We start from the raw sequence: 5239 nt of genomic DNA, 5'->3' as shown, positions 1-5239 counted from the left end.
GGTCCACCCGCCTGCGTCGCGGTTTTGGGTGATGTCTTCAAATTCAGGGGCATTGCCGCTGCGGTCGGGGCAGTCGAGGCAATTGGCACATGGCGTGTCAGTGAGGAGCGTGATGTCGGTGATGTCAAAAATTGCGATGGCTAAGTCGAGTGTGTATTTGTCCACCAGCAGCTCGCGGATGCGGCGATAGCTTTGCTTGCCGCCATCTTGCAGGTCCATGTACTGCGCTTTGATGGCATTGAGCGCATGCTCTTGCACTTTGGCGTTGGGCAGGCGAGCCAATAGCAGAGCCACTTCGCTGCCAATGTCACCGCGCAAGCAGGCCTCACGAACGCTGGGCACGGCCTTGAGCAACTTGAGGCGACCATACACATAGCTGCGGCTCTTGCCTGTGTCGGCTGTGATTTGGTCAGCTGTCACGCCGTGGTCGTTCATGAGGCGCTCAAAGCCTTCTGCTTCTTCGATGGGGTGTACATCTTCGCGACCGATGTTTTCAATCAGCTGTGCGCGTTGGACTTCTTCATCAGTCATGTCACGCACATCGATGGGTACTTCGGTCAAGCCTGCCAGCAATGCGGCGCGGCGGCGACGGTGACCAAACACCAGCTCGTATGCGATGGGGTCATCTGAACCAAAGTTTTTGATTTCAGGGTGTGGGTTAGGGCGCACCACGATGGCTTGCAAAATGCTGCCATGTGGTGGCTTCATGGTTTCGGCCAAGGCGGCAAGGCTTGCTTCGTTGTAGGTGCGACGGTATTGGAATGGGCTCTCAACAATGTTGTGAGGGCTGGTTGATGTTGGCTGTTGCATGGTATTTGTCTCAGTTCAAAGTGGTGATAACGCGTCCGCCAGTGCTGCGAATTTCGCCCACGGCGGCATTGATGGCTCGTTTGAATTCGGCGGCGCTCAGTTGTTCGCACTGGTATTGGTAAAGCTCAACACCCGTGCTGACCGCATCAAGTTCTTGGTAGTAAAGAGCTGTGGGTATCCATGTGCCGGTTATGGATGCGCGTTGCGCAATGGTTTGCAAGGCTTTTTCTGCGCTGTGCAGGTGTTCGGCCAAACCGCGAACAACACCTTGTGATTCAATTTGCAAGGCAATGTTGATGCTGCTGGCTAGCACGCACCAGTCCATTTCAGTTGCAACGCCTTCGCGTAAATGCTTGTGCGCTTGAATGACAGGCTCCATGATTCCCTGTAGCTCTTTGGATGTGAACTTGGTTGCATTGGCCATTGCAATATCCAGTGGGGCGCGAGCAAGTGCAGGGCGACGCGGCGGTGTGTAGAACGCTTGGCGTGTCATGCGACCTCCGCTACGGGTGTTTGGTTTGTGGATTGCTGAACCACGGCGATGCGGGTGCGTGCGTCATCAAACGCTTGTGCGTAGACCTCGGCTGCGGCTGTGCCAAGTGGGTAGGGGCAGCTGACGTGGTAGCTTGTGTTGTGGCTTGCACGCGCATGCTCTTGCGCAAGCTGTTTGATTCTGCTGATAGATACGATGGGCTCTGTCATAACAATGCGCCTTGTCTGAGTTGATCGGGGGTTTCTGTTGGCTCTGCGGCCTCGGGGGTGATGGCGCTGGCGTTTGTGGCTACCAGCTTCAGCCCAACCAAAGGTGCTGTGATGGTCACAGCACCACCACGTCGCAGGGCTTTGGCATGCGTTTCGGCCAGTTTGTGTTCGTTGGGCTTGTAGACCTGCTCTGCACGCACTGGCATGTGTGAGCTGCTGTCGGTAGTGAACTCAATGCACAGCACCGGCACGGTGTGGCCATCGCCATCGAGCACTTTGTTGCGAACCTCGGCGTTGCGCACCAAGGTGCCTCGTAGCTCCATGTATGCGTTGATGCGGCTTGGGTGTTGGTCGATGGTGTGCATTACTTCACCTTCATCAGCATTAGCAGGCCCATGATGTTGATGATGATCAGCACGGTTTGAATGACGCGATGCGCCTTATAGCCACGTGGCGTGACGTGTTGCACGGGGTTGCCGAGGTGATCGAAGGTGTGTGCGTATTTCATGCTTCGCTCCAATTTCGCTGATTCCTTTTCAGCGTTGCTGCCGAATTGATTTCGATGTCGTGAGCGGCATCGAGCAGGCGGTGCACCAGTTCATACAGCTCTGCAGGGGCGAGCGTCACGCGTGCCTCAAAACTGCAGCAAGAGTTGCGGAATTCAAGTGCCAGCTCTGCTTTGTCTTCGGTGGCATTTCTGAAGACGCTTGCTTCGGTTGAGTGCCAGACGCCGAAGGCATCGACCGTTGTTCCGAGTTGAAGTTTGCTGTGCGGTTTCCCGTTGCGACAGAAGTAGCGCTGGTTTGCGTACTTGGGTTCAGGTGGTGTGTAGGGGGGAACACGGTGTGGCCGATGGGTGTGCAGGTGTCTGCACTGGCTTGCCTAGCAGGCTTGTCTTGCTGAAGTTCTGAGTGGGATTGACCCATGATGTTCTCCACTACCGACTCGTGGGTGTCGGGGTGCCCATTGCTGCAAAAAATCAGTTTTTGCGGTAACGGAGAAACTATAAACGGATAACCGTTATCGGTCAATCGTTATTTCGAAATATTTTTTGCTTGGTTGTGTAAGTTTTGAGGTCAAGTTAAAAAAATACCCGCACAAGGCGGGTATGGCTAGGTGATGGCAGGGCTACTGTGGGATAAGGACGCACCCACAGTGCCTGCATTTGCGTGCATCTTTGATTACAAGCTCTCTGCAATCGGGGCATTTCACATGGGAGTCGGCGGTGGCATGCACAAGTCCACTTGGGGTCATTATGTAACTTGAGTCGCCATAGGCTGCTTGAAATTCGGCATCTGACTTGATGAAGAGAAAAATTGCCTCAAAAAAGGCGATTACAGCTGGTACGAATGTCCAACAAAAAACCAAATAAATGAGTCCTTGCACCCATTTGCCGAGATAAAACTTGTGCATGCCTAGTCCGCCTAAAAAAAGCGCAAGTAGGCCAGCTGTGGTTTTACTTTTCATGGAATTCCTTTGAATGTTTTTATTGAATTTTAAGAAAAAAGTTAATTTAGCATAAAAAAAAGACGTTCCCTTTGACCTTTACTAACCTAGGCTGCTCTCTTTTTTGTGGCGTTACTAGTGTGGCCCTCCAACGTTTTTGCCATTCGAGTGCCAAGGTCTTGACCTTGCTCTGGATTTGCAAAAAGGGCGTCAATGATGGGTTTAGCTTGGGCGCGGGTGAGGGTGTCAACGGTCAGGAGTGCTAATCTAATAGTTTCGATTGCTTGCGCAACGGTCATTTCATTCTCATACCTCATGCTGTCTTCTCGGGCGTAAGAGGGGCTTCTTTCTTGATTGGGCGACATGGCCCCTTTGCCTGTGGCAAGCCAGCTGGCTGAGACTTTGCAGATGTCGGAGATTTGAGCGGTGTAACCAGATGACTCTGCTGTCCACTCCATTTCAGCGATGGTGGACTGTGCTGTTCCAAGCAATTTTGCAAGCGCTTGTTGTGTCAGCTTGGCGTGCAGTCGCGCCGTTTTCACGCGTTCACCAAAGCCAGTTCGAAGTTTTCCGTTTATCGGTTTTCCCATAACTTAACTCTACAGATAAAAATATCGGTTAAACGCTTTCTAAATAAACGGATATCCGTTATAGTTTAGGCATGAACTGGAAACAAATCATTTCTGACCTATCTGATCGTGGTTACACGCAGCCAAAACTTGCTGAGGCTTGTGGGTGTGGTCAGGCCACGATCAGCGACATGGCCACTGGCAAGACTAAAAGTCCACGTTATGAGGTGGGCGCGAAGTTGCTGAAGATATTGGAGGGCATGCCTCAAACCTCTGTTGTTCAGCTGCAGGGTGAGCAGGGGGTGTCGAATGGCTGATTCATACAAAGAGGCCGAAGTCGCTAAGGCGCGAGCAGCAATCCGAGCGGGGTTTAAGTTATTTAAGGGGCGGTTGAAGTCAACAACCAAGTCTCGATTACGTCTATGCCAGCGAGTGTCGAATCCGCCACCGGCTCCGAAAGCGCAGCAGTGCGTTGAGCCTCTATGCGCTGCATCAGCTCCTCTTGAAATTCTTCCTTCAGGGTGGACTGCCTTGCCAAATTCAGCACGGCGGCTTTCAACGCGTGAATCTGACCTTGCAGGTAATTGATGTCTGGGTCTAAGGGTAAATCGTTCATGGCCGTGGCCTTTCGTGGTTGGTTGTTGGGGAACCGCCAGTTTACGAAAGTGTCCACGGCCACCAGTTTTTGTTTTTCCGTTTGTGTGTTTCATGGCAAAAATTTTTACCGATTCATGCCACTCAACACCACACAACAAATTTGTGAGGCACCTTAAATGCATCAAATTGGCATCCCTATTTCTGTGTCGCCCGCTGAGGTTATTCGTAAAACTTCACTGGGGGCGGCACTTGATTTGTGTCTTGAGTTGGGTGGTTTTGAGCCTAAGCAGGTTCAGCATGATTTGAAGTTAGACAAGGCACAGTTCAGCCGCTGGCAAAGTGGCCAAGAGGGGGTGAACTGGCCCAAGCTGACCGCTGTGATGGATTTTTGTGGCAACGACGCACCGTTGTTGTGGATGTGTCACCAGCGGGGTTGGGATTTGAATTCAATCCGTAAGGTCGAGAGCGAGATCGAGCGACAAAACCGTTTGTTGCGTGAAGAAAACCTCGCTCTTCGACGCGTGTTGCAGCAGGGGGCTTCATGAGCCCTCAGTGCATGGCGCCATGGTGTTTTGACAACCATGAACAGTTTTCTGAGTGGTATCGGCTTACGGCAATCAGCTGTGAGGCTGCAACGGTGTGTGATGACTGCACGCCTGAGTTCAAAGCCCGAATGAAGAGTGAGCAGCGTTGCGACGACTACAAGTGGCAAGCGCTGGAGTTCACGGCGCGAAGTGGCATGCCTCGTATCAGAGAGTTGAAGGAGCCCCAAAATGGCTGAAAGTATTGCAAACCGTGGCCGTGGTCGCCCTGTGGGTGGTCGGCGACAGGCATTGGTAAGTTGGGCTGCACAAGTTGAAGGGCGATTCACTATGCATTCGGTGGTGAGTGCTTTGGGTTTGTCTGTGCCTTGTGCCAATGTGACATTGGCGCGTGCAGTTGATTCGGGGGCCATTCGCAGAGTGGGCACTGTACCGGTGGCATGGTCAAAACGCCCCGTGGCTCAATATGAGTCAGCTCGCAGCATGAATGATTTGATGGGGGCGATGCGCACCTGGATGGGCACAGGTCATGCACAGCAAGCGGATTGATTTCGCAGGGCTCGCTTTCAAGCT

General features: G+C 52.6%; 12 protein-coding genes. 3 read left to right on the top strand and 9 right to left on the bottom strand.

What is annotated here, in order from left to right:
* The 8 genes from RMS03_RS08800 to RMS03_RS08770 form a co-directional block, all read right to left on the bottom strand.
* Positions 1 to 810 (bottom strand): ParB/RepB/Spo0J family partition protein (locus RMS03_RS08800; RefSeq protein ID WP_310626701.1); only part of this gene is annotated, 810 nt, incomplete at its 3' end.
* Between the two features lie 10 nt (positions 811 to 820).
* Positions 821 to 1303 carry a hypothetical protein gene (locus tag RMS03_RS08795; RefSeq protein ID WP_310626700.1) on the bottom strand — a complete coding sequence of 161 codons (483 nt, stop codon included), beginning with the start codon at positions 1301 to 1303 and terminating at the stop codon, positions 821 to 823.
* The gene (locus tag RMS03_RS08790) at positions 1300 to 1512 is read right to left on the bottom strand and encodes a hypothetical protein (RefSeq protein WP_310626699.1); all 213 of its coding nucleotides are present in this window, start codon (positions 1510 to 1512) and stop codon (positions 1300 to 1302) included. Before RMS03_RS08790 ends, RMS03_RS08795 begins: the two co-directional genes overlap by 4 nt.
* A complete protein-coding gene (locus RMS03_RS08785) occupies positions 1509 to 1877 on the bottom strand; it encodes a hypothetical protein (RefSeq protein WP_310626698.1) in 369 nt (122 codons plus the stop codon). Before RMS03_RS08785 ends, RMS03_RS08790 begins: the two co-directional genes overlap by 4 nt.
* Positions 1877 to 2020, bottom strand: coding sequence for a hypothetical protein (locus tag RMS03_RS08780; protein WP_310626697.1), 144 nt, complete (start codon positions 2018 to 2020; stop codon positions 1877 to 1879). The genes RMS03_RS08785 and RMS03_RS08780 overlap by 1 nt, the downstream gene beginning before the upstream one ends.
* Positions 2017 to 2139, bottom strand: coding sequence for a hypothetical protein (locus tag RMS03_RS08775; RefSeq protein WP_310626696.1), 123 nt, complete (start codon positions 2137 to 2139; stop codon positions 2017 to 2019). Before RMS03_RS08775 ends, RMS03_RS08780 begins: the two co-directional genes overlap by 4 nt.
* A gap of 501 nt (positions 2140 to 2640) precedes the next feature.
* Entirely contained in the window at positions 2641 to 2979 is a 339-nt protein-coding gene (locus RMS03_RS11685; RefSeq protein ID WP_405023519.1) for a TM2 domain-containing protein, read from the bottom strand.
* An 86-nt stretch (positions 2980 to 3065) separates the two neighbouring features.
* Positions 3066 to 3548, bottom strand: coding sequence for a helix-turn-helix transcriptional regulator (locus tag RMS03_RS08770; RefSeq protein ID WP_310626695.1), 483 nt, complete (start codon positions 3546 to 3548; stop codon positions 3066 to 3068).
* Positions 3549 to 3619: 71 nt separating this feature from the next.
* On the opposite strand from RMS03_RS08770, the gene RMS03_RS08765 reads away from it, so the two are divergent.
* Entirely contained in the window at positions 3620 to 3844 is a 225-nt protein-coding gene (locus tag RMS03_RS08765) for a helix-turn-helix transcriptional regulator (RefSeq protein ID WP_310626694.1), read from the top strand.
* Positions 3845 to 3906: 62 nt separating this feature from the next.
* Here the strand turns inward: RMS03_RS08765 and RMS03_RS08760 are convergent, their stop codons facing one another.
* Positions 3907 to 4143 carry a hypothetical protein gene (locus RMS03_RS08760; RefSeq protein ID WP_310626693.1) on the bottom strand — a complete coding sequence of 79 codons (237 nt, stop codon included), beginning with the start codon at positions 4141 to 4143 and terminating at the stop codon, positions 3907 to 3909.
* Positions 4144 to 4300: 157 nt separating this feature from the next.
* On the opposite strand from RMS03_RS08760, the gene RMS03_RS08755 reads away from it, so the two are divergent.
* Both RMS03_RS08755 and RMS03_RS08750 read left to right on the top strand, forming a co-directional pair.
* On the top strand, positions 4301 to 4669 hold the full coding sequence (locus tag RMS03_RS08755) for a hypothetical protein (protein ID WP_310626692.1): 369 nt from the start codon (positions 4301 to 4303) through the stop codon (positions 4667 to 4669).
* Between the two features lie 228 nt (positions 4670 to 4897).
* On the top strand, positions 4898 to 5215 hold the full coding sequence (locus RMS03_RS08750) for a hypothetical protein (RefSeq protein ID WP_310626691.1): 318 nt from the start codon (positions 4898 to 4900) through the stop codon (positions 5213 to 5215).
* The last annotated feature ends 24 nt before the right edge of the window (positions 5216 to 5239 follow it).

Source organism: Limnohabitans sp. (genome assembly GCF_031538885.1).
In the GTDB taxonomy this organism is placed as follows: Bacteria; Pseudomonadota; Gammaproteobacteria; order Burkholderiales; family Burkholderiaceae_C; genus Limnohabitans.
This window is presented reverse-complemented; position numbering and strand designations above follow the sequence as displayed.